A 1,373-nucleotide genomic window follows, 5' to 3' on the forward strand; every position below is an offset into this window, starting at 1 on the left:
TGTGGTGTCTCGGGACATCGCTGACACTTTTGTCTCGGGACATCGCTGACACTCATTGTGCCGGTTTGGGTTGGTGTGTGCGTTTGGTTGGCGTGCGTTTGTCGCCGGGTTGGTGTGTGCGGTAGGTCCGCGTGCGTTTGTCGCCGGGTTGATAGATCCGGCGGGGGTCGGCGATGAGCTCACGCAGGAGAACGCTGCCGGCGAAGACGGCGATGTGCTCGCCGTCGCGGATGCTGTCGCAGACGTGGCCGGCCCAGCGCAGGCCGAGGTGGATCTGATAGGGCGCAACGAACAGGCGCCCGCGCTTGTCGACGATGGCGTTGCGGGTGACCAGCACTGGTGCGGGCAGGGGCCGATCGACGGGGCGGGACTGGGCGGTGGCGGTGAACGCCTCGGCGGGAGTGGCTCCACGCAAGGCGCGATGGGGCCGTTGGTGGTTGTAGAACTCACGGAACTCGTCGAGGAGATCGTTGAGCTCGGCGATGGTTTGTGGGACTGGGTGGGCCCGCAGCCACTTCTTGAGGGTCTGCCACAGCCGTTCGATTTTGCCGCAGGTCTGCGGATGAAATGGGCGCGAGTTGATCGTGACCGTCCCCAGCGCCCGCAGGTTGGCCTCAAATGAACATTCGAACCCGCGCCATTTACCGGTGTAGACAAATCCGTTGTCGGCCAATGACATTGTTGGAACACCACATTCGGTGATCCCGGCCATCATCACCGACCACACCAGATCGTTGGTGGCATCACCGGGGCCGGCCCGCAGGCCCACCAGGTAGCGGGAATGGTCGTCGAGGGAACCGGCGATGGCCGCGGGGGCCTCGTCGGCCAGGACCCATCCGGTCCAGTCGGATTGCCAGCACTCGTTCGGGCGGCTGAAGGTGAACCGCTTGGTGGCCGATTTCGGCCGCTTCTGCGGTTGGGCGACGATCACCCCGTGACGGGTCAGAATCCGCCACACGCTCGCACGGGAGGGCACGGCGCTGAACTTCTCGCGCTGCAAGGCCCACACGATCGACTGGGGCCCGTAATCCGCACCGGCTTCCAAAAGCTGCTTGCGTTTACGCAGCACCACCTCTTCGACCGCGGCGCTGGTCTGGCCCGGAGACGTCAGCGGCCGCCGTGAGCGCTCTTCCAGCCCGGCCAAACCCTCGTCGAGGAAACGCCGCCTGAACTTGTAGAACGTCGTGCGACTGATCCCCTGCTCGCGGCAGAACCCCGCCACGTTGTGCACCTGCCCGGCCAACGCCGTCGCGGCACGAACATCCATCGCCGTCACCTTCTGAGCCATGAACCAATCTGGCCCACAGCCACCCTCAGGTGTCAGCGATGTCCCGAGACATCCACCTGTCAGCGATGTCCCGGATCAGAACATG

1 protein-coding gene is annotated in these 1,373 nt (G+C 64.8%); it reads right to left on the minus strand.

The genetic code is table 11. The annotated features are described in order from the left end of the window. Positions 1-52 precede the first annotated feature (52 nt). Positions 53-1,288 (minus strand): integrase core domain-containing protein, encoded by a 1,236-nt coding sequence (locus tag AWC31_RS00610; RefSeq protein ID WP_085141872.1) that lies wholly within the window; start codon positions 1,286-1,288, stop codon positions 53-55. Positions 1,289-1,373 lie beyond the last annotated feature (85 nt).

Origin of the sequence: Mycolicibacterium wolinskyi (assembly GCF_002101965.1) — a bacterium.
Lineage (GTDB): Bacteria > Actinomycetota > Actinomycetes > Mycobacteriales > Mycobacteriaceae > Mycobacterium > Mycobacterium wolinskyi.

Coding starts and splice junctions, on each gene's coding strand:
- AWC31_RS00610 (WP_085141872.1), bottom strand. CDS start 1,288: ATGGCTCAGAAGGTGACGGCGATGGATGTTCGTGCCGCGACGGCGTTG.